The organism is Aminobacter aganoensis (genome assembly GCF_014206975.1).
Classification (GTDB): domain Bacteria; phylum Pseudomonadota; class Alphaproteobacteria; order Rhizobiales; family Rhizobiaceae; genus Aminobacter; species Aminobacter aganoensis.
The window spans coordinates 25509-44931 of the sequence record NZ_JACHOU010000015.1; the positions used below are offsets into that span (position 1 = coordinate 25509).

21 protein-coding genes are annotated in these 19423 nt (G+C 65.3%); 14 read left to right on the forward strand and 7 right to left on the reverse strand.

Annotation, left to right across the window (positions count from 1 at the left end):
• Positions 1-59 precede the first annotated feature (59 nt).
• Positions 60-2603: an ABC transporter permease gene (locus GGR00_RS21575; protein ID WP_184701079.1), complete on the reverse strand. Its 2544-nt coding sequence runs from the start codon at positions 2601-2603 to the stop codon at positions 60-62.
• 6 nt (positions 2604-2609) lie between these two features.
• Positions 2610-3317: an ABC transporter ATP-binding protein gene (locus tag GGR00_RS21580; protein WP_055972811.1), complete on the reverse strand. Its 708-nt coding sequence runs from the start codon at positions 3315-3317 to the stop codon at positions 2610-2612.
• 65 nt (positions 3318-3382) lie between these two features.
• Here GGR00_RS21580 and GGR00_RS21585 point away from each other — a divergent pair, with 65 nt between their 5' ends.
• Together GGR00_RS21585 and thpR are read left to right on the forward strand one after the other, a co-directional pair.
• On the forward strand, positions 3383-4003 hold the full coding sequence (locus tag GGR00_RS21585; protein WP_184701081.1) for an arylesterase: 621 nt from the start codon (positions 3383-3385) through the stop codon (positions 4001-4003).
• 139 nt (positions 4004-4142) lie between these two features.
• Positions 4143-4739, forward strand: a complete 597-nt coding sequence (gene thpR, locus GGR00_RS21590; protein WP_184701083.1) for an RNA 2',3'-cyclic phosphodiesterase — start codon at positions 4143-4145, stop codon at positions 4737-4739.
• Here the strand turns inward: thpR and GGR00_RS21595 are convergent.
• The gene (locus GGR00_RS21595) at positions 4643-5161 is read right to left on the reverse strand and encodes a low molecular weight protein-tyrosine-phosphatase (protein ID WP_184701085.1); all 519 of its coding nucleotides are present in this window, start codon (positions 5159-5161) and stop codon (positions 4643-4645) included. The genes thpR and GGR00_RS21595 overlap by 97 nt on opposite strands.
• A gap of 50 nt (positions 5162-5211) precedes the next feature.
• On the opposite strand from GGR00_RS21595, the gene GGR00_RS21600 reads away from it, so the two are divergent.
• The 3 genes from GGR00_RS21600 to GGR00_RS21610 all read left to right on the forward strand — a co-directional run bounded on the left by GGR00_RS21600 (position 5212) and on the right by GGR00_RS21610 (position 6691).
• The gene (locus GGR00_RS21600; RefSeq protein WP_184701087.1) at positions 5212-5508 is read left to right on the forward strand and encodes a 4a-hydroxytetrahydrobiopterin dehydratase; all 297 of its coding nucleotides are present in this window, start codon (positions 5212-5214) and stop codon (positions 5506-5508) included.
• Positions 5509-5584: 76 nt separating this feature from the next.
• Positions 5585-5947 (forward strand): YkvA family protein, encoded by a 363-nt coding sequence (locus GGR00_RS21605; RefSeq protein ID WP_055972823.1) that lies wholly within the window; start codon positions 5585-5587, stop codon positions 5945-5947.
• A gap of 240 nt (positions 5948-6187) precedes the next feature.
• Positions 6188-6691, forward strand: a complete 504-nt coding sequence (locus GGR00_RS21610) for an invasion associated locus B family protein (RefSeq protein WP_055972826.1) — start codon at positions 6188-6190, stop codon at positions 6689-6691.
• A gap of 66 nt (positions 6692-6757) precedes the next feature.
• On the opposite strand, the gene GGR00_RS21615 is transcribed toward GGR00_RS21610, so the two are convergent.
• Positions 6758-7090 carry a DUF1294 domain-containing protein gene (locus tag GGR00_RS21615; protein WP_184701089.1) on the reverse strand — a complete coding sequence of 111 codons (333 nt, stop codon included), beginning with the start codon at positions 7088-7090 and terminating at the stop codon, positions 6758-6760.
• A gap of 144 nt (positions 7091-7234) precedes the next feature.
• Here GGR00_RS21615 and rlmN point away from each other — a divergent pair, with 144 nt between their 5' ends.
• Positions 7235-8470, forward strand: coding sequence for a dual-specificity RNA methyltransferase RlmN (gene rlmN / locus GGR00_RS21620; RefSeq protein WP_184701091.1), 1236 nt, complete (start codon positions 7235-7237; stop codon positions 8468-8470).
• Positions 8467-8928 carry a hypothetical protein gene (locus tag GGR00_RS21625; RefSeq protein WP_184701093.1) on the forward strand — a complete coding sequence of 154 codons (462 nt, stop codon included), beginning with the start codon at positions 8467-8469 and terminating at the stop codon, positions 8926-8928. Before rlmN ends, GGR00_RS21625 begins: the two co-directional genes overlap by 4 nt.
• Here GGR00_RS21625 and GGR00_RS21630 read toward each other — a convergent pair.
• On the reverse strand, positions 8909-9550 hold the full coding sequence (locus GGR00_RS21630) for a LysE family translocator (RefSeq protein ID WP_055972839.1): 642 nt from the start codon (positions 9548-9550) through the stop codon (positions 8909-8911). The genes GGR00_RS21625 and GGR00_RS21630 overlap by 20 nt on opposite strands.
• Positions 9551-9753: 203 nt before the next feature.
• On the reverse strand, positions 9754-11019 hold the full coding sequence (locus GGR00_RS21635; RefSeq protein ID WP_184701095.1) for a Glu/Leu/Phe/Val family dehydrogenase: 1266 nt from the start codon (positions 11017-11019) through the stop codon (positions 9754-9756).
• Positions 11020-11365: 346 nt separating this feature from the next.
• On the opposite strand from GGR00_RS21635, the gene GGR00_RS21640 reads away from it, so the two are divergent.
• The 7 genes from GGR00_RS21640 (at position 11366) to GGR00_RS21670 (ending at position 18363) form a co-directional block, all read left to right on the forward strand.
• On the forward strand, positions 11366-12424 hold the full coding sequence (locus tag GGR00_RS21640; RefSeq protein ID WP_184701097.1) for a dipeptidase: 1059 nt from the start codon (positions 11366-11368) through the stop codon (positions 12422-12424).
• Positions 12425-12461: 37 nt separating this feature from the next.
• Positions 12462-14099, forward strand: a complete 1638-nt coding sequence (locus tag GGR00_RS21645; RefSeq protein WP_184701190.1) for an ABC transporter substrate-binding protein — start codon at positions 12462-12464, stop codon at positions 14097-14099.
• A 127-nt stretch (positions 14100-14226) separates the two neighbouring features.
• Complete coding sequence (locus GGR00_RS21650) at positions 14227-15285, forward strand: ABC transporter permease (protein WP_377863911.1); 1059 nt, start codon at positions 14227-14229, stop codon at positions 15283-15285.
• A gap of 11 nt (positions 15286-15296) precedes the next feature.
• Positions 15297-16199, forward strand: a complete 903-nt coding sequence (gene nikC / locus GGR00_RS21655) for a nickel transporter permease (protein ID WP_184701192.1) — start codon at positions 15297-15299, stop codon at positions 16197-16199.
• On the forward strand, positions 16196-17029 hold the full coding sequence (locus GGR00_RS21660) for an ABC transporter ATP-binding protein (protein WP_184701101.1): 834 nt from the start codon (positions 16196-16198) through the stop codon (positions 17027-17029). The genes nikC and GGR00_RS21660 overlap by 4 nt, the downstream gene beginning before the upstream one ends.
• Positions 17026-17775, forward strand: coding sequence for an ATP-binding cassette domain-containing protein (locus GGR00_RS21665; RefSeq protein ID WP_184701103.1), 750 nt, complete (start codon positions 17026-17028; stop codon positions 17773-17775). Before GGR00_RS21660 ends, GGR00_RS21665 begins: the two co-directional genes overlap by 4 nt.
• Positions 17776-17922: 147 nt before the next feature.
• Entirely contained in the window at positions 17923-18363 is a 441-nt protein-coding gene (locus GGR00_RS21670) for an RbsD/FucU family protein (RefSeq protein ID WP_184701105.1), read from the forward strand.
• Positions 18364-18589: 226 nt separating this feature from the next.
• Here the strand turns inward: GGR00_RS21670 and GGR00_RS21675 are convergent, their stop codons facing one another.
• Positions 18590-19372: an IclR family transcriptional regulator gene (locus GGR00_RS21675; RefSeq protein ID WP_184701107.1), complete on the reverse strand. Its 783-nt coding sequence runs from the start codon at positions 19370-19372 to the stop codon at positions 18590-18592.
• Positions 19373-19423: the final 51 nt, after the last annotated feature.

Below are 19423 nucleotides of genomic sequence, written 5' to 3' on the forward strand. Positions count from 1 at the left end.
CTGTGAGGGCACATTTCTCATACAAATGTCGTTGAAGTCCAGCCCTCGGCGGCATTTCCCTACTCGCTGCGCAACACCGGCGCCGCCTTGTGGCCGAGCACGCGCCAGGTGCCGACGAGACCGAAGCCGACCGTCAGCACCAGGGCGAAGACGATCGTCGCGATCGCCACCTCGGGCAGGAAGGACGACGGCAAGGTCATGATTCGGGCCACGACGAACCAGGCCGCGACGCCGCCTGCGGCGAGCGCGAAGACCGCGGTGGCAAGCCCGATCAGCATGTACTCCAGCGAAAAGGCCGAGATCAGCGTCCGCCGCGTCGCCCCCAGCGTCTTCAATATCACCGCATCGTGGACCCGGGCGCGATTGCCCGCCGCGAGCGCCCCTGCCAGCACCAGCACCGAAGCGATCAGCGCCACGCCGGCGGCCGCGCGGATCGCGGTGCCAAGCTGGGCGACGAGCCGGTTGACGACGTCGAGCGCATCCTTGACGCGAACCGTGGTGATCGCCGGATAGCTGCGTGTCACCGCGTTCAGGATCCTGGCTTCGTCGGCAGGCGCCGCCTTGTCTTCGGTCAGCGTGGCCAGCCAGCTGTGCGGTGCGCCGGCGAACGTGTTGGGCGAAAACACCATGACGAAGTTGATGCCCATCGATTCCCACTGCACCTCGCGGAAATTGGCAATCTTCGCCGTCACGTTGCGGCCCAGCACGTTGACCGTCACCATGTCGCCGAGCTTGAGGCCGAGTTCGCCGGCCTCCTGCGCCGAAAACGACACCAGCGGCTCGCCCGAATAGTCTGCCGGCCACCACGCGCCTTGCGACAGCGTCGAATTTTCCGGGATGTTCTTGGCGTAGGTCAGGCCGCGGTCGCCGCGCAACACCCAGGCGCCCTCCGGCGGCACGTTGAGCTTCTGCACGTCGGTGCCGTTCAGCGCCATCACCCGGCCGCGCAGCATCGGCACCCGCACCAGCTTGCCGCCGGGCGCTTCGGCCTCGACCAACTTGGCGAAATCGTCGACCTCGCCCGGCTGGATGTCGACGAAGAAGAAGTTCGGCGCTCGCTCCGGCAGGCTGCCGGCGATCTGGCGGCGCAGATTGCCGTCGATCAGCGCCAGCGTCACCAGCAGCGTCAGCCCGAGGCCGAGCGACAGCACCACCGACGGCGTCAGCGCGCCGGGCCGGTGGATGTTACCGACGGCAAGCCGGAGCGCCGTCGAGCGCACGCGCGGGCTCTTGCGCGCCAGCGATTGCACCGCGACCGCCACCACGCGCAGCACCAGGAATGAAAACACCGTCGCGCCGACGAAGATGGTGGCGATGCGGCGATCGCCGGCGAACCAGATCGCAAGCAATGCCAGCGCCGCCGCGATGCCAACCGCGGTGCCGATGTAGACCAGCCGTGGCAGGCCGCGGCCCTCGAAGCCCATCTCGCGGAATAGCGCCGTTGCCGGTACGTCGCGGGCGCGGCCCAGCGGCAGGATGGCAAAGGCCAGCGTCACCAGCACGCCGAACAGCGCGGCCATGCCCAATGCGGCGGGATAGACGCCGGCTTCCGCCGGCACCGGGATGACCGACTGCAGCGCTGCGCTCGCCGCAAACGGCATCAGCGCGCCGAGAACCAGGCCGACGGCGATGCCGAAGCCGGCGATCAGCAGGATCTGGATGAGATAGACCGACAGAACGAAGCCGCCGGAGGCGCCGAGGCTCTTGAAGGTGGCGATGACGCCGCGCTTGCCGTCGAGATAGGCGCGCACGGCATTGGCCACGCCGACGCCGCCTACCACCAGCGAGGTCAGCCCGACCAGCGTCAGGAACTGTGTGAAGCGCTCGATGTTGGCCGAGAGCGCCGGCGCCGCATTGCTGCGGGTGCGGATGCTCCAGCCGGCCTCGGGCAGCTCCGCGTTCGCCCGTTCGCGGACGGCAGTCACCTCGGCCTCGCTGGTGCCGACCGGCATGCGGATCTTGTAGGCGTGTTCGACCAGGCTGCCCGGCTGGACCAGGCCGGAAGCGCTCAGGCCCTCCATCGACACCAGCAGGCGCGGGGCAAATCCGAAACCGTCGGAAACCGCATCCGGTTCATTGACCAGCTTGGCCCTCAGCTCGAAGGTCGAGCCGCCGAGCCTGATCCTGTCGCCGAGCTTGAGATTGAGCCGTTCGAACAAAAGGTCCGGCGCGGCGGCACCATAGGCGCCCAACCGCTCGGCAAACAGTTCGTCGCGCGCCAGCGCCGGCTCGGTGACCAGCGTCCCATAGAGCGGATAGGCATCGTCGACCGCCTTTGCCTCGACCAGCGACTGGTCGGAACCGTCCTCCAGCCGCGCCATCGAGCGCATTCCGGCATTGTGCGAGACGGTGCCGAGGCCTTCGAGGAAGGTCTTTTCGGTGTCCGTCGCCTCGCGCTGGATCAGCTGGAAGCGGATGTCGCCGCCCAGCAGCGCCTGGCCTTCGCTGGCGACGCCCGCGGTGATCGCGCGCGCGACCGAGTTGACCCCGCCGATGGCAGCGACGCCAAGCGCGATGCAGGTCAGGAAGATCATGAAGCCACGAAGGCCGCCGCGCATCTCGCGCGCGGCAAAGCGGAAGGCGAGAGGCAAGTCCTTCAGCATCGACGCCTACGCCCGCACTTTTTCGGCAATGTCCGCGACGGCCGGCACCTCGATGCGCCCCGAGCGCATCGCCACCTGCCGGTCGCAGCGCGCCGCAAGTGCCGGATCGTGCGTCACCAGCACCAGCGTCATCGCCCGTTCGGCAGCCTTGGCAAACAGCAGATCGGCGATCTGGCGGCCGGTCGCCTGGTCGAGATTGCCGGTCGGCTCGTCGGCGATCAGGATGCGCGGCTCCGGCGCCAGCGCCCGCGCGATCGCCACGCGCTGCTGTTCGCCGCCCGAAAGCTCGCCCGGATAATGCGTGACGCGGTCGGCGAGACCGACGGCGGCGAGCTCGCGCTCGGCAATCGCAAAGGCATCGCGCTTGCCGGCAAGCTCCAGCGGCACAGCAACGTTTTCCAGCGCCGTCATGTTGGGGATCAGGTGGAAGGACTGAAACACGATGCCGATGTTGCGGCCGCGGAAAGCGGCGATCTGGTCCTCGCTGCGGCCGTTGAGCAGTTCGCCGGCAATCTTCACCGTGCCGCCGTCAACCCGTTCCAGGCCCGCCAGCACCATCAGCAGCGTCGACTTGCCGGAACCCGAGGGGCCGACGATGCCGGTCGCCTCGCCCGCCGCGACATCGAGGCTCACGCCCTTCAGCACATGCACCGAGGAAGCCCCCTGGCCCAGCGTCAGCGATACATCCCTCAGTTCGATGACGGCTTCTGTCACGGCAAATTCGTCCTATATGGAAATTGAAGGGCGGGGATCGTCTTCGTCATATCGGGTCTGACTTTATGGCTTTCAAACAACTCTTTGCCGCAGCCTTCCTGATGCTTGCGGCCACAGCCCCCGGCTGGGCCGAGCCTTTCCGCATCGTCGGCTTCGGCGACAGCCTGATGGCCGGCTTCGGGCTCGGGCCCGGCGAGGGTTTTCCCGAAAAACTGGAGGCCGCGCTACGCACCCGCGGTCACGATGTGGTGATCGCCAATGCCGGTGTCTCGGGCGACACGACCAGCGGCGGCCTGTCGCGCCTCGACTGGTCGATCCCCGACGGGACCCAACTGGTCATCCTCGAGCTCGGCGCCAACGACATGCTGCGCGGCATCGATCCAGCGCTGGTCGAACAGAACCTCGACAAGATGCTGGCCCGGCTCAAGGAGCGCAGCATTCCGGTGCTGCTTGCCGGCATGATTGCGGCGCCCAATCTCGGCCATTCCTATGGCGAGCAGTTCGGCACGATCTATCCCAGGCTCGCCGAAAAATACGGCGCCACGCTCTACCCTTTCTTCCTCGACGGTGTCGCCGGCAATCCGAAGCTGCTGCTCGAGGACGGCATGCACCCCAATGCCCAGGGCATCGACCGCATGGTCGAGAACGCCCTGCCGACGGTGGAGAAGGCCATTGCCGGCAAATGAACCGCGCCTTGCAACGTTGCAACACTTTGGCCCCGGCGGCGTTGTCCAACCGGGCACTGCGGAACAAACCTCTTGCCCGGCGCTGCGATCGATGATTCGCTGACGTTACGGATTGCGATTCGAGGAAGGGAGCCTGGCCATGCCGCGACTTTTCACCGCCCTCGAAATTCCGCGTGATGCCGCCTTGTCGCTGTCCCTGCTCAGGGGCGGCCTGTCGGGCGCCCGGTGGATCGACGTCGAAAACTATCATCTCACCTTGCGCTTCATCGGCGATGTCGAAGGCCACGTCGCCGACGAGATCGTCGAGGCTCTCGACCGTGTCGACAAGCCGGGCTTCCCGCTCACCCTGACGGGTGTCGGCGCCTTCGGGCAGAAGAAGCCGCACGCGGTCTGGGCCGGCGTCACGCCCTCGCCCGAGCTCAACGCGCTGCAGGCCGAGATCGAGCGCATCTGCAAGCGGCTCGGTGTCCCCTCCGATCCGCGCAAGTTCACCCCGCATGTCACGCTGGCACGGCTGCGCAACACCAGCCCGCTTGATGTCGCGCATTACCTCTCGGCGCGTGGCAACTTCGCAACCCTGCCCTTCCGGGTCGGCCGCTTCGTGCTGATGTCGTCGCGCGATTCGGTCGGCGGCGGCCCCTACATCGTCGAGGAAGCCTGGCCGCTCAACGGCACCGACGCCGGTTCGCTGATCCGGTCGGCAAGCGCTTCCGAAGCCTCGCGGATCATGCGGTAGACGGCCAGGAAGCCGTCTTCGCCACCATAATAGGGATCGGGCACCTCCTGCGGCCGGCCGGTGGCATGGCCGAGGAAAAGCTCGACGCGGTCGCGCACCTGCTGCGGCGCAAGCGCCATGAGGTCGTCGACATTGGAGCGGTCCATGCCGAGGATCAGGTCGAAGCGCTCGAAATCGGCAGGCACGACCTTGCGGGCCTGCTGGGGCGCGATGTCGATGCCGTGCAGCGCCGCCACGGCGATGGAGCGCGGGTCCGGTGCCGATCCGGCATGCCAGCCGCCGGTGCCGGCGGAGTCGATTGTGAATTCGCCATCCAGTCCGCGCTCGGCAAGAACGGCGCGAAACACGCCTTCTGCCAGCGGCGAACGGCAGATATTGCCGAGACAGACAAAGAGGATGGATTTTACCGGCTTCTCGACCATCGTTCCCGCGCTATGCTGGAGGAAAGAACTCGATAGCACGGGAGCATGAAATGGCCAGAGAGAAACTTGAACCTGCCGCAGCAGCGCAAGCCATTGCCGAGCTCGGCGGCTGGACCCTGGCAGCCAACGGCTTGTCGATGACGCGCAGTTTCGTCTTCAAGAACTTCAGCGAGGCCTTCGCCTTCATGACCCGCGTCGCCCTGGCGGCGGAGAAGCTGGACCATCATCCCGACTGGTCGAACGTCTACAAGACCGTCGACGTGAAGCTGAACACGCATGACGCCGGCGGGCTGACCGAACTCGACTTGAAGCTGGCGAAGCGAATGAACGCCTATTTCGGTTCCTGAGGGACGGCATCTTGCAGCGGGGCTCGCTCCTTCCCACATTTCCGGCAAAGGAATTCGTGCAAAGGAGACTGTCTGGATGGTGAAAATCCCCGGCTTTGACGGCTTCCGCGGCGGCGATGCGCCGGCGAGCGAGAGCGAAGTGCGCGATAAATTCTGGCGCAAAGCCAGGACCGCCGCCCGCCACGTCCCCTTCATGGAGGAAGTGGTGGCGGCCTATTATTGCGCCATGGACAACAACACCCCGCTGCGCGCCAAGGGCATACTTCTTGCCGCCCTGGGCTATTTCATCCTGCCGGCGGACACCATTCCCGACGTCATTCTCGGCCTCGGCTTCACCGACGACATCGCCGTGCTGACGGCCGCCATCACCGCTGTGCGCGCCCACATGACGCCGGCCCACCGGCTTGCCGCCAAGGAAACCCTGTCGCGCGAGCCCTGACGCGCGGCTGCCTTGTTTCAGCCTGACATCAAAAGTCAAACTCTTGCCGTTTTCGTGGTTTTCAACCGCGACAGGGACACGATGCCTGTGCATGACAGGCCGAACGGCGGGGTTCCAGGGCGGCAAATGTCTTTCTGCAAGGCCATTCACCCTTTGGTAACCCAGATTAAATCAAAATGAAGCCAACGGGCGGGCGCGCAGTCGGCCTGCCCCCGCTCCATATGAACTACAGGAAAAACGATGCGCGGTTTGATAGCTACAATTTCTGGTCTGGTGCTTGCAGCGTCGGCGATGCCGGCACTCGCCCAGTCGGCGACCAAGATCGGCCAGCACAACGCCTGGGGCACCTACAGCTACCAGGCGCAGAACGGCAAGGTCTGCTACGTCCTGACCGTGCCCACCGACAAGCAGCCGCCGACGCTCAACCACGGCGACATGTTCTTCTTCGTCAGCCAGCGCCCGGGCCAGAAGGTTTCCTTCGAACCGCAATTCATTGCCGGCTACGATTTCCAGGCAAACTCCAAGGTCTCGGTCACCATCGGCGACAAGTCGTTCTCGATGTTCACCAAGGGCAAGTCTGCCTGGGTCGAGAATGCCGCCGAGGAGCCGGCACTGATCGCGGCCATGCGCGGCGGCGCCGACATGAAGGTGTCGGCCAAGTCGGGCCGCGGCAACCCGACCAACTACGTCTTCTCGCTCAAGGGCATTTCGGCGGCGCTCAGCTCGATCGCCACCTGCAAGTAAGCCTTTTCGAGTGCATTTCCGAAAAAGCCGGGCGATCCCATCGCCCGGTTTTTTTGTTGCGAAAATCTACGAAACCGCCCGGCCGCCCACGACGTTGAGCAGGCCCGATACCCATTGCGGCGCGATCAGCCAGATGACCAGCGCGGTGAGGGCGACCGCCTGAAGCAGGACGATGCCATACAGGCGCGACCGGAACGGCTCCTTGCGGGTCTTGTGGCGGAACAGGTGCTGGGCCGACAAGGCGCCGAGACTGCCGCCGGCAAAGGCGAGCCAGAGCAGGGTTTTCTCGGGAATTCGGCGCGCTCCGGACCGGGCCAGGCGCTTGTCGCGCCAGAAGGCAGCGAACGCCGCAACATTGACGGCGAGCACCACCAGGACGATGTGAAGGATGTTGCTCATCGAGCCAGCATCACAGCCATTGCCTAACAGACTGCAAAGCTGCGGCACAAATGCATGGCCGCCAAAACGTGACGCAGCGCCAGACCTGTGATATGTCGCGGCAAAATCCTACATTTGCCGCTATATCAACCTAGCTGAGCCCGAATGACCCTTTCGCTCGACCTCACCACCGATGCCACCCGCGATGCGTTGCGCGCCCGCGCGGCCGCGCCCTTCAAGGGCGAGCTGATCGGCCTCTCCCGCGAGGAACTCGCCGAAGCGCTGGTCTCCTCGGGCATCGTCCCCGAACGCCAGGCCAAGATGCGCGTCCAGCAGCTCTGGCACTGGCTCTATGTCCGCGGCGTCTCCGACTTCGCCGACATGTTCAACATCTCCAAGGACCTGCGCGCCGAGCTTGCCAAGCACTTCACCATCGCGCGGCCCGAGATCGTCGAGGAGCAGATTTCATCGGACGGCACGCGCAAGTGGCTGTTCCGCTTTCCGCCGCGCGGCGCCGGCCGCCCCGTCGAGATCGAGACCGTCTACATTCCCGAGGAAGGCCGCGGCACGCTGTGCATCTCGTCCCAGGTCGGCTGCACGCTGACCTGCTCGTTCTGCCACACCGGCACGCAGAAGCTGGTGCGCAACCTGACGGCGGAAGAGATCCTGGCGCAGCTGATGACGGCGCGCGACCGGCTGGGCGATTTCCCCGAGCGCGACACGCCCGCCGGCGCCATCGTGCCGGCCGAAGGCCGCAAGATCTCCAACATCGTCATGATGGGCATGGGCGAGCCGCTCTACAATTTCGAGGCGGTGAAGAAGGCGCTGCTGATCGCCTCCGACGGCGACGGCCTGGCACTGTCCAGGCGCCGCATCACACTGTCGACCTCGGGCGTCGTGCCAGAAATCTTCCGCACCGGCGAAGAGATCGGCGTCATGCTGGCGATCTCGCTGCACGCCACCAATGACGATCTGCGCGACCTTTTGGTCCCGATCAACAAGAAGTACCCGCTTAAGGACCTGATCGACGCCTGCCGCGCCTATCCCGGCCTGTCGAACGCGCGCCGCATCACCTTCGAATATGTGATGCTGAAGGACGTCAACGACAGCCTCGAGGACGCCAAGGCGCTGGTCAAGCTGCTCAAGGGCGTGCCGGCAAAGATCAACCTGATCCCGTTCAACCCCTGGCCCGGCACCAACTACCAGTGCTCGGACTGGGAGACGATCGAGAAGTTCGCCGACTACATCAACAATGCCGGTTATGCCTCGCCGATCCGCACACCGCGCGGCCGTGACATCCTCGCCGCCTGCGGCCAGCTCAAGTCGGAATCCGAACGCATGAAGAAGACCGAGCGCCTGGCGCTGGAAGCGATGATGATCGCCGGACACGGCGAGGCGTGAGCCGCTTCCTGCTCTATCTCGGCAAGTTCGCCCACATGGTGCTGGGCTATCTCGCGGCGTCGCTCGCCGCCGGCGCTTTCCTCAACCTGGTCTTCCTTGGCGCGGCCGGCCTCATGGCCGCCGACATGCCGCCGGAGGTGGCGACTGGGTCGATGGTCTTCACCATCCCCTTCACCGCGCTGTTCGTCGCCTATTTTGCCTTCATGCCGGCGCTCGTCGTCATGCTGCTCGCCGAATTGCTCGGCAAGCGCGACTGGCTGTTCTACGCGCTGTCGGGCGGCTTCGTCGCCTTGGTGTTTCTCGGCTTCGCCTACCAGAGCGGCGACCAGGGCTTCGCCTACCGCGATCCCCTGCTGCCGGTGTCGATCATCGGCAGCGGCCTGGTCGGCGGCATCGCCTACTGGTTCGTCACCGGCCGTTTCGCCGGTGCGCTGCGGCCTACTTCGCCTGCGCCGTGAGGATCTTCAGCGCGAAGGCCGAAAACACGCCCGCAAACAGGTAGTCGACGATCCGCGTCACCTTCGGGCTCTTCTTCAGCAGGCCGGCGAACTTGTCGGCGGCGATCACCATCGGCGCCGTCACCGGCAGCGACAGCACGATGAACATGGCGCCGAGGAAGAACAGCTTGCCCGGCGCATTGGTGTCGTGCACCGACACGAACTGCGGCAGGAAGGTCATGAAGAACAGGATGATCTTCGGGTTGAGCAGGTTGATGCCGAGACCGGTCGCCCAGTTCTGGAACACCGAGCGCGGCGCGCGCTTGGCGGTGTCGGGCGAGAACGCCGAACCCTTGGTCACCGCCTGGAAGGCGAGCCAGACCAGGTAGCCGGCGCCCGCGATCTTGAGCACCATGAATGCCTGAGGCGAGGCGACGATCAGCGCCGACAGACCGAGCGCCACCAGCGTGGTGTGGATGACGATCCCGGTCATTGCGCCGGCCATGCAGGCAAAACCCGCCTTGCGGCCTTCAGACAGGGCGCGACCGACGAACAGCGTCATGTCGGGGCCGGGCGTGATCGCGATGATGAAGGTGGCGATCGCAAACTGGAGGATGGTCGCCCAATCGGGAATGAAGGACATGGTCGCGCTGCCGGGTTTTGCCTTGGAGGCGTGGTGAAGGGTGATAGGTCGGGATTTCACCCAGAGACCTACGCCCGCCGACTTGGCGCTTCAACCTGAAAATGGCGGGCCAGGCGTCGCAGCATCCGGATGGATGCACAAGAGACGCACCAGGCCATGGCAACGCCGCCGGACCGTTCGATCCGGCGGCGTTGCGGGTTGGATCAGCTCGCGAAGTAGTTCTGCGTGCCGTGCGCCTCGATCGCCTCGGCGAGGCGAGCCAGCGCATGGACATAGGCCGCCGTGCGCACCGAGACGTCCTTGGCCTTGGCGACATCCCAGATGGCGCGGCCCTCGCGCTCCATGATGATGCGCAGGCGCTCATGGATCTCTTCGATCGGCCAGTAATAGCCCTGCCGGTTCTGCACCCACTCGAAATAGGAAACGGTGACGCCACCGGCATTGGCCAGGATGTCGGGCAGAACGACGATCCCCTTCTTCTCCAGCACTTCGTCGGCTTCCGACGTGACCGGGCCGTTGGCCAGTTCGAGCACGATGCGGGCCTTGACGCTGTGGGCGTTGTCGATGCGGATCATGTTCTCCAGCGCCGACGGCACCAGGATATCGCATTCGACACCCACCAGCGCATTGCCGTCGAGCAACTCATGGCCGCCCTCTCCGGCGGTCGAGGTGACCGAGCGGCCACTGTCCTTGGCGGCCAGCAGGCGGCCGAGGTCGAGGCCCTTGGCGGACTGGACCGCACCTTCCGAGTCTGACACGGCAACGATCGTGTGGCCGTCGGAGGCAAGCAGGCGGGCAATATGCTGGCCGGCATTGCCAAATCCCTGGATCGCGACGCGCAGATTGCCCTTCAGGCCGAGTTCGTCGGCGAGATGGCGGACAAGGTAGAAGCCGCCGCGTGCGGTGGCGTCGCCGCGGCCGAGCGAACCGCCCAGCGCCAGCGGCTTGCCGGTGATGACGGCGGGCGACGCCTGGCCGACGATCTGCGAATACTCATCGGCCATCCAGCCCATGATCATCGAGTTGGTATAGACGTCGGGCGCGGGGATGTCGCGGTCCGGCCCGATGATGCTGGCAAATGCCTGGATGTAGGCGCGCGACAGGCGCTCCAGCTCGGCCTTGGACAGCTTGCGCGGATCGACCTGGACGGCACCCTTGCCGCCGCCATAGGGCAGGTTCATCACGGCGCATTTGAACGTCATCCAGAAGGCCAGCATCTCAACTTCGTCGGCCGTCGATTCGGGATGGAAGCGGATGCCGCCCTTGGTCGGCCCGCGCGTGTCGTCGTAGCGGCAGCGCCATGCCAGGAAGGATTTGCGCGAGCCGTCGTCCATGCGGATCATCAGACGGGCTTTGGTGGTCTCGCGGGCAAATTTCAGTTTCTCGATCACGTCGGCGTCGACGGTCAGGTGTTTTGCCGCCTCGTCGAGGCGCACGAGAGCATGATCGAGAAGACTGCCTTCTGACATATGTAGATTTCCTGTCGTGATGAATGGATTTGCAGTGCGAAGAGCGGCGGATAGCCGCTGGCAGCCCGACTGCCCAAATTTTGATCAGATTTCAATGCCGAACAAGGTCGCATACCTGCCGCAAGGTCACGCCAGGACTTCGCCTGTGCCTGATATGGCGGCAAATTGCCTCGTTTTAGCGCTGAAAAACATAAGCCTGCGTCGAATGGTCCAGCGCGAACTTCCTTTTGGTCCTGGCGGCACCTTACGAAGCGGAACTGCGGCATGGGCGCCAAACGGCTTGCCGTCGGCAGATTGACTTGGCCTGCCGTGCGTCCTTCAACTGCCTGCCTGACAGGAGTGCGTGATGCAGGCAGTTTTCGACGGTCACAACGATGTGCTGTTCCGGTTGTGGACCAACGCCGCCAAGGGCGCGGACCCGGTGGCCGAATTCGTCGAAGGCACCGGGCAGGGTCATATCGACATGCCACGCGCCCGCAAGGGCGGCCTCGCCGGCGGCCTCTGCGCCATCTACATCACCTCCGGCGACATTGGCGACGACGACCGCGACGACAGCGGCCACTATGCCATTCCGCTCTCCGCCCCGCTCGAACGCGCGCCGTCGCTCGACATCGCCCTCGACATGGCGTCGATCGCCTTCCGGATCGAGCGCGCCGGCGGCTGGAAGATCTGCCGCAACGGCGCCGACATCGATGCGGCGCAGGCGCAAGGCAAATTTGCCGCCGTCCTTCACATGGAAGGCTGCGAGCCGATCGACGCCGATCTCGCCGCGCTCGACGTTTTCTACGCCGCCGGCCTGCGCTCGCTCGGCCCGGTATGGAGCCGCAACACCATCTTCGGCCACGGCGTGCCCTTCGCCTTCCCATCGAGCCCAGACACCGGTCCGGGCCTGACCGAAGCCGGCAAAAGATTGATCCGCGAGTGCAACCGCATCGGCATCGCCATCGACCTCGCGCACATCACCGAGAAGGGTTTCTGGGACGTCGCCCGGCTGTCCGACAAGCCGCTGATCGTCAGCCATTCCAACGCCCATGCCCTCACCCCGATCAGCCGCAACCTGACAGACAAGCAGCTTGCTGCCGTCCGGGAAAGCAACGGCCTCGTCGGGCTGAACTTCGCCGTCACCATGCTGCGCGAGGATGGCGCCAAGCGCGCCGACACCCCGCTCTCGGACATGGTCCGTCACATCGACTACATGGTCGAGCATGTCGGCATCGACGGCGTAGCGCTGGGGTCCGACTTCGACGGCGCCACCATCCCGGCCGAGATCGGCGACGCCGCCAGCCTCCAGAAGCTCGTTGCGGCCCTCCGGAACGCTGGATATGGTGACGCCGATCTGGCGAAAATCTGCCGCGACAACTGGTTGAGGGTCTTGCGCTCGGCCTGGCACGAAACGGCAGCCTAACAACAAATAATTCGTCAACTTGGGGAACTGAAAAATGATGCTTGGTAAAATCAACGGACAATTCCGTCTTCTGCTTGCAGGCGCCGCGCTGTCGGCGATGGTTGTCGCGGCACCCGCGCTTGCGGTGACGCCGGCCGACACGCTGGTCCAGGCCTGGGCCATCGACGACACCATCACCCTCGACCCGGCAGAATCCTTCGAGCTCAGCCCGGCCGAATTCCTCGGCAACGCCTATGACATGCTGGTGCGCCTCGACATCGACGACACCACCAAGGTACGCCCGGGCGTCGCCGAAAGCTGGACCGTCTCCGACGACGGCCTGACCTACACCTTCAAGCTCAAGCCGGGCCTCAAGTTCGCCTCGGGCAACCCGATCACCGCCAAGGACGTCGCCTGGTCGTTCGAGCGCGTCGTCAAGCTCGACAAGAGCCCGGCCTTCATCCTCACCCAGTTCGGCCTGACCAAGGACAACGTCACCGAGAAGGCCAAGGCCGCCGATGACACCACCTTCGTCTTCACCGTCGACAAGTCCTACGCGCCGTCCTTCGTGCTCAACTGCCTCACCGCCACGGTCGGGGCCGTCATGGACAGCAAGCTGGTGCTCGAGCATGTCGCCCCGGTCACGCCGACCGACGACTACAAGTTCGACAACGACTTCGGCAATGGCTGGCTCAAGACCGGCTATGCCGGCTCCGGACCGTTCAAGATCCGCGACTGGCGCGCCAACGAGATCCTCGTGCTCGAGCGCAACGACAACTACTATGGTGACAAGCCCGCACTTGCCCGCGTCATCTATCGCCACGTCAAGGAAAGCGCGACCCAGCGCCTGATGCTCGAAGCCGGCGACATCGACGTCGCCCGCAATCTCGAACCGGGCGACCTGGAAGCCGTATCGAAGAACGCCGAGCTCGCCACCACCAGCGCACCCAAGGGCACGGTCTATTACATCAGCCTCAACCAGAAGAACCCGAACCTGGCCAAGCCCGAAGTGCGCCAGGCACTGAAGTATCTGGTCGACTACGACGCCATCGGCGCCACGCTGATCAAGGGCATCGGCGAGATCCGCCAGACCTACCAGGCCAAGGGCGTGCTCGGCGCGCTCGACTCCAACCCGTTCACCTTCGACGTCGCCAAGGCCAAGGAACTGCTGGAGAAGGCGGGCCTGAAGGACGGCTTCTCCGTCACCATGGACGTGCGCAACACCCAGCCGGTCACCGGCATCGCCGAATCCTTCCAGCAGACCGTCGGCCAGGCCGGCGTCAAGGTCGAGATCATTCCCGGCGACGGCAAGCAGACGCTGACCAAGTACCGCGCCCGCAACCACGACATGTATATCGGCCAGTGGGGCATGGACTACTGGGATCCGAACTCCAACGCCGAGACCTTCACCTCCAATCCCAACAACGCCGACGACGGCACGGTGAAGACGCTGGCCTGGCGCAATGCCTGGGACGTTCCGGAACTGACCGAGAAGACCAAGGCGGCCCTGCTGGAGCGCGACAACGACAAGCGCGCGGCGATGTACAAGGAACTGCAGCAGGCAGCCCTCGACACCAGCCCGTTCGTGCTGATCTTCCAGCAGACCGAGGTCGCCGGCCTGCGCGGCAACGTCAAGAACTACAAGCTCGGACCGAACTTCGATTCGAACTTCGTCGCTCCCGTGACCAAGGACTGATCCCCTGCAGCGCCGCGCGTCCTTGGACGCGCGAAGGACGCTGTAACAAGTAAGTCTGTGCATGATCCCCAGAAAATCGGTTCCGGTTTTCCGGGTCATGCACGAAAGGATCAGTCCATTGAGCAGCATGGAAACCCAGGCACCGGCGAGGCGCGCAAACAAGCGCGCCTCCGCCATTCTCAAGGCGGTCGTCAGTTTCGTGGTGATCGTGGGCACCACCTATCTCGGCCTTCTCGCCGTCACCTTCTTCATCGGCCGCATCGTGCCCATCGACCCGGTGCTGGCCATCGTCGGCGACCGCGCCCCGGCCCATGTCGTCGAGCGCACGCGCATCGAGATGGGCTTCAACCTGCCCTACTACCAGCAGTTCTATCTCTATGTGAAAGGCGTCCTGTCGGGCGATTTCGGCACTTCGGTGCTGACCACCAATCCGGTCATGGACGACATCCGCCGCGTCTTCCCGGCAACGATGGAACTCGCCACCGTCGGCACCGTCATCGGCGCCGCCTTCGGCATCCCGCTCGGGGTGCTCGCCGCCGTCAAGCGCGGCAGCCTCGCCGACCAGATCGTCCGCATCATCGGCCTGATCGGCTATTCCGTGCCGATCTTCTGGCTCGGCCTTTTGGCGCTCCTGGTGTTTTACGCCCGCCTCGGCTGGACCGCCGGCCCGGGCCGCATCGACGTGGTGTTCGAATACACCTTCACGCCGATCACCGGTTTCTTCCTGCTCGACGCGATCCTCAATCGCGACTGGGCCGCCTTCAAGGACATCTTCGCCCACATCATCCTGCCGGCCTCGCTGCTCGGCTATTTCTCGCTCGCCTACATCAGCCGCATGACGCGCTCCTTCATGCTCAACGAATTGAGCCAGGAATACATCGTCGCGGCGCGTGCCAAGGGCCTGTCGGAAACCCGCATCATCTGGGGCCACGCGCTGCGCAACGCCGCTGTGCCGCTGGTCACCGTGATCGCGCTGTCCTACGCCGGCCTGCTCGAAGGCTCGGTGCTGACCGAGACGGTCTTCGCCTGGCCGGGGCTCGGCCTCTACATCACCAATTCGCTGCAGAACGCCGACATGAACGCGGTGCTCGGCGGCACCATCATCATCGGTTCGGTCTTCATCGGCATCAACCTGTTGTCCGACCTGCTCTACCGCATGCTCGACCCAAGGACGCGGATCCGATGAGCGACACGACCATGACCCGCCGCGAATGGCTTCTCACCGACCGCCCGCAGTCGCGCACCCAGGCCCGGCTCGGCCGCGCCTACGTGACCTGGCGCCGCTTCACCGCCAACAGGCTCGCCGTCATCGGCCTCGGCATCATCCTGCTGCTGCTGTTCGTCGCCGCTGCAGCCCCCCTGCTCGCGCCCCATTCGCCCTATATCGGCGACCTCAGGAACGCCCGCCTGCTGCCGCCCAGTTCCACCTATTGGCTCGGCACCGACGACCAGGGCCGCGACATCCTCTCGCGCCTGATCTACGGCTCGCGCCTGACCTTGCAGGTCATCGTGCTGGTGGCGATCATCGCCGCCCCCATCGGCCTGCTGGTCGGCACCGCCGCGGGCTATGCCGGCGGCTGGATCGATGCGGTGCTGATGCGTATCACCGACATCTTCCTCGCCTTCCCCAAGCTGGTGCTGGCGCTGGCCTTCGTCGCGGCACTGGGGCCCGGCATCGAAAACGCCATCATCGCCATCGCCCTGACATCGTGGCCGCCCTATGCCCGCATCGCCCGTGCCGAAACGCTGACGGTGCGCAACTCCGACTACATCTCGGCGGTCAAGCTGATGGGCGCGTCGCCGATGCGCATCGTGCTGCGCCACATCATGCCGCTCTGCATCTCCTCGCTGATCGTCCGCGTCACGCTCGACATGGCCGGCATCATCCTCACCGCCGCCGGCCTCGGCTTCCTCGGCCTCGGCGCTCAGCCGCCGCTGCCCGAATGGGGCGCGATGATCGCCTCGGGCCGCCGCTTCATCCTCGACCAGTGGTGGGTGGCAGCCGCACCCGGTGCTGCCATCCTCATCGTCAGCCTCGGCTTCAACCTGCTCGGCGACGGCCTGCGCGACGCGCTCGACACGCGCAGCGGTGGCCAATGAACACGCTCTTGCATGTCGAAGACCTCCGCGTCTCCTTCCCCACCCGCACCGGCGTGGTCGAAGCGGTGCGCGGCGTTTCCTTCGCGCTCGGGCAGGAGAGGCTCGGCATCGTCGGCGAGAGCGGTTCGGGCAAGTCTCAGACCGGCCGCGCCATTATGGGGCTGACGCCGCAGCAGGCGGAGATCAAGGCCAGGCGGCTCGAATTCAGCGGCATCGACCTCTTGAAGGCCTCGCCGGCCGAACGCCGGGCGTTGCGCGGCAACCGCATCGCCATGATCCTGCAGGATCCCAAATATTCGCTCGACCCGGTCATGACCATCGGCCGCCAGATCGTCGAGACCCTGCGCACGCATGAGAAGGTCGGCAAGGCGGAGGCGCGCGAACGCGCGCTCGACATGCTGGCCGCTGTCCAGATCCGTGACCCCAAGCGCGTCTACGACCTTTACCCGCATGAGGTCTCCGGCGGCATGGGCCAGCGCGCCATGATCGCGATGATGCTGATCGCCGGGCCGGAACTGCTGATCGCCGACGAGCCGACCTCGGCGCTTGATGTGACCGTCCAGCTCGACATCCTGCGCATTCTCGATCGTCTCGTCATCGACCGCGGCATGGGACTGGTCTTCATCTCGCACGACCTCCGTCTGGTCTCGACCTTCTGCGACCGAGTTATCGTCATGTATGCCGGCAAGATCATCGAGGAGCTCAAGGCCTCCGAACTGTCGCAGGCAAAACACCCCTACACGCAAGGCCTGCTCAACTGCATGCCCAAGATCGGCGCTGACCGGCACCCGCTGCCCGTGCTCGACCGCCAGCCGGAGTGGCTGCTGTGACCCCTGCTCTCTCGATCGACAAACTGCGCGTCGTCTACGACGACTTCATCGCGCTCAAGGACGTCAGCCTCACGGTCGCCCAAGGTGAATCCTTTGGCCTCGTCGGCGAATCCGGTTCGGGAAAATCGACGCTGCTGCGCGCCGTCGCCGGCCTCGCGCCCGTCTCCGGCGGGACCATCGACGTTTCCGGCCAGCGCCTTGGCAAGAGCCGCGACAAGGCGTTCTACCGCCAGGTCCAGATGGTGTTCCAGGACCCCTACGGCTCGCTGCACCCGCGCCAGACCGTCGACCGGCTGTTGCTGGAGCCGCTCGACATCCATGGCTTTGCCGACACCGAAAAACGCATCCAGCGCGCGCTCGACGAGGTCGGCCTCGGCTCCGGCTTCCGCTTCCGCTATTCGCACCAGCTGTCGGGCGGCCAGCGCCAGCGCGTGGCGATCGCCCGCGCGCTGATCCTCGAACCCTCGATCCTCTTGCTCGACGAGCCGACCTCGGCGCTCGATGCCTCGGTGCAGGCCGAAGTGCTCAACCTGCTCGAACAGGTCCGCCGCGACCGCAAGCTGACCTTCGTCATGGTCAGCCACGACCTCGGCGTCATCACCCATATGTGCGAGCGGCTGATGGTGATGCAGGGCGGCGAGGAGATCGAGCGGCTGGAGGCCGGCGACCTCGCCACCCGCAACGTGGCGCAGGACTACACCCGCAACCTTCTGGTTGCCTCCGAAGGTTTCGTCCGCGACGCTTAGGGCAGTCCGGGAGTGCGGAAGCCGTTGCACACTCCGAAGAGCCGCTGAAATGCACTGACGGACGCCTTGCTTCGAAGCGGACCGCTTGCAATTCTGGAGCGAACGGGCAGCTGCCCTCATCCGCAACCCGCATCTCAGGTGACAAAAATGCTCCTCGGCATCGACCCGCTGCTCGGCCCCGACGCGCTCTACGTGCTCCGCGCCATGGGACACGGCGACGACCTGATCATTGCCGACGCCAACTTCCCGGCCGATGCGATGGCGCGGCAGACCGTCTTCGGCCGGCCGCTGCGCATCGACGGCGACATCGTCAGCGTCATGAAGGCGGTGCTGTCGGTGATGCCGGTAGACACCTTCGTCGACGATGCCTTCGGCCGCATGGAGGTGGTCGGCAAGCCCGACGAGATCCCCGACGTCCAGCGCGAAGTCGGCAAGCTGATCGAAGGTACGGGAACCAAAATGGTCGGGATCGAGCGCTTCGCCTTCTACGAACGCGCCAAGCAGGCCTACGCCGTCATCCAGACTCAGGAACGCCGCTTCTACGCCGACTTCGCCGTCCGCAAGGGCGTGGTGCCGCCGGGGGCTTGAAGCCCTTCGACTAGGCTGCTCCCATCCCATTCCGAAGCTTGTCGAGGAAGCGGTATTTTTCCTGCAAGGACACAGCCGCCCCTCATCCGCCTGCCGGCACCTTCTCCCCGTAATGACGGGGAGAAGGACGAAGCCTCAACGCCGAAGCCCCCCTCTCCCCGTCCTTACGGGGAGAGGGTAAGGGTGAGGGCGGCACTGACCTCCCCGACATACAGTTGGAGCGTGCCTAAGACAGCGACAGCTTCGCCGCGACGTCCTTGAGCAGGATCAGCGTCTGGTCGATGTCGGCCTGCTTGTCGTCCAGCCTCTGGATGTAGGGGCAGGTCAAAACGGCAATGGCAAACCCGTCAGGCGACAGGATCGGCACCGAGATGTCGTCGATGGCGCGCATCTGCTGGCTCGGGCCGACGCGGTGGCCGGTGTCGCGATAGGCGGTCAGCACCGGTTCCAGCTTCTCCCGCGCCCCCGCCATGTCGGTGCCGTCCCAGCGCGCCGCGGCCTCGGCTTGCGAATGCTCGTCCTGGAAGGCGAGCAGGATATGGCCCGAGCTCGTGGTCAGGAGGTCGATATGCGCGCCGATGCGGATGCCGAACTCCCAGTTTCCGGGCGGGCTGGCATGCGCCACCACCAGCGCCGCGTCACGATCCGGCGCCACCAGGTGGCAGGACTGCCCGACGGCGATCGAAAACGCGTCCATCAAGGGCTGCGCCCGCGCCACCAGGCGGCGCACCGGCGGGTGCCGGTGGGCAAGGATGAACAGCTTCATCGTCAGCGCGTAGCGGTCGCCCTCGGGCGAGCGGCTGACGAAATCGCGCGCTACCAGCCGTTCGAGCATCCGGTAGACCTCGCTCGGGCCGCGCCCCATCGCCTTGACGATCTCGGCCCGGGTCAGTCCGCCCGGCTGCTCCGACAGCAGTTCCAGGATATCGAGTCCCTTGTCGAGCGCGGGCGCGCGGTAGCGCTCGTCCTTGTCTGTGCTGTTGGCGGTCTTTGCCGGCCCTTTTGGCATGACGCGAAATCCTCCCGGTCGACCGCCTCACAATTCCCTCCTCACAATTCC

Bases quoted from the DNA above. Each gene is read 5' to 3' on its own strand.
- GGR00_RS21675 (WP_184701107.1), bottom strand. From the start codon at position 19,372: ATGCCAAAAGGGCCGGCAAAGACCGCCAACAGCACAGACAAGGACGAG.
- GGR00_RS21645 (WP_184701190.1), top strand. From the start codon at position 12,462: ATGCTTGGTAAAATCAACGGACAATTCCGTCTTCTGCTTGCAGGCGCC.
- GGR00_RS21605 (WP_055972823.1), top strand. From the start codon at position 5,585: ATGGTGAAAATCCCCGGCTTTGACGGCTTCCGCGGCGGCGATGCGCCG.
- GGR00_RS21600 (WP_184701087.1), top strand. From the start codon at position 5,212: ATGGCCAGAGAGAAACTTGAACCTGCCGCAGCAGCGCAAGCCATTGCC.
- GGR00_RS21660 (WP_184701101.1), top strand. From the start codon at position 16,196: ATGAACACGCTCTTGCATGTCGAAGACCTCCGCGTCTCCTTCCCCACC.
- GGR00_RS21640 (WP_184701097.1), top strand. From the start codon at position 11,366: ATGCAGGCAGTTTTCGACGGTCACAACGATGTGCTGTTCCGGTTGTGG.
- GGR00_RS21670 (WP_184701105.1), top strand. From the start codon at position 17,923: ATGCTCCTCGGCATCGACCCGCTGCTCGGCCCCGACGCGCTCTACGTG.
- GGR00_RS21635 (WP_184701095.1), bottom strand. From the start codon at position 11,019: ATGTCAGAAGGCAGTCTTCTCGATCATGCTCTCGTGCGCCTCGACGAG.
- GGR00_RS21615 (WP_184701089.1), bottom strand. From the start codon at position 7,090: ATGAGCAACATCCTTCACATCGTCCTGGTGGTGCTCGCCGTCAATGTT.
- GGR00_RS21575 (WP_184701079.1), bottom strand. From the start codon at position 2,603: ATGCTGAAGGACTTGCCTCTCGCCTTCCGCTTTGCCGCGCGCGAGATG.
- GGR00_RS21585 (WP_184701081.1), top strand. From the start codon at position 3,383: ATGGCTTTCAAACAACTCTTTGCCGCAGCCTTCCTGATGCTTGCGGCC.
- rlmN (WP_184701091.1), top strand. From the start codon at position 7,235: ATGACCCTTTCGCTCGACCTCACCACCGATGCCACCCGCGATGCGTTG.
- GGR00_RS21610 (WP_055972826.1), top strand. From the start codon at position 6,188: ATGCGCGGTTTGATAGCTACAATTTCTGGTCTGGTGCTTGCAGCGTCG.
- thpR (WP_184701083.1), top strand. From the start codon at position 4,143: ATGCCGCGACTTTTCACCGCCCTCGAAATTCCGCGTGATGCCGCCTTG.
- GGR00_RS21650 (WP_377863911.1), top strand. From the start codon at position 14,227: ATGGAAACCCAGGCACCGGCGAGGCGCGCAAACAAGCGCGCCTCCGCC.
- GGR00_RS21595 (WP_184701085.1), bottom strand. From the start codon at position 5,161: ATGGTCGAGAAGCCGGTAAAATCCATCCTCTTTGTCTGTCTCGGCAAT.
- GGR00_RS21630 (WP_055972839.1), bottom strand. From the start codon at position 9,550: ATGTCCTTCATTCCCGATTGGGCGACCATCCTCCAGTTTGCGATCGCC.
- nikC (WP_184701192.1), top strand. From the start codon at position 15,297: ATGACCCGCCGCGAATGGCTTCTCACCGACCGCCCGCAGTCGCGCACC.